Here is a 733-nt window from a genome sequence, read left to right as displayed (position 1 = left end):
GCTAGGCGTGATGGCGCGATCCTCCGGCCGTTCCTTGCCCTCGGCCAGCGCGGCGCGGCGCCCGCCGTATTCAGATGGCCAGCAACCGCGGCAGCCGGGCAAGGTTTGCCGCTGCCAGCGTGAGGATGAAGCGCGAGCGCACCCGCTCCACGCCGCGATAGACCGTCTGGGCTGTGCCGCCGACGGTCTTGGACCATCCGAAAAGCTCCTCGATGCGCTTCCGGTGCTTCTGAGACAGGGCATAGCCCCTGTGCCGCGTTGTCCGCCCGTCGATCGCCGAGAACCGCGCCTTCTGCGCGACATGCGGGGTGATGCAGGCCTGCCTGCAATCCGCCACGAACCCGGCCGCGTCGTACGCCTTGTCCATGCCGAGCGTCAGCCGCCGGGTCGATCCCGGCGACTGCCGGTGCATCATGTCGAGCGCCGCCCTGCGTTCGGCATGTCCGTCGGCTTGCGTCAGGTCGCCCTGAACCGCGAACCCGCTGCGGTTCTCCATCAGCGCATGCCCCAGGAAGCACAGCATTGCGCCGGTGCCGGGCGATTTCCGGTAGAGCCGCGCGTCCGGGTCGCTGGTCGAGGCATGCGTCGCGTTCGAGCGCTTCTCGCCCTTGAAGTTCACTTCGGCATTGCCGCTGCGGCTGGCGGGGCGGGACATCGGGCGGGGTTCCGGATCGGGCTGCGGGGACGGGTCTTGCGGGGCGGCATCCTGTGCCGGAGGATCGCCCGGATCGCC

General features: G+C 70.0%; 1 protein-coding gene. It reads right to left on the bottom strand.

Going from position 1 to position 733, the window contains the following annotated elements:
* Positions 1-70: 70 nt before the first annotated feature.
* The coding region (locus tag HC022_RS28065) for a transposase (RefSeq protein WP_254885301.1) at positions 71-733 on the bottom strand (663 nt) is incomplete at its 5' end.

This window comes from Salipiger sp. HF18 (assembly GCF_011806505.1).
GTDB lineage: Bacteria > Pseudomonadota > Alphaproteobacteria > Rhodobacterales > Rhodobacteraceae > Salipiger > Salipiger thiooxidans.
The sequence above is the reverse complement of the archived record's forward strand: the minus strand, read 5'-3'. Positions and strand labels throughout refer to the sequence as shown.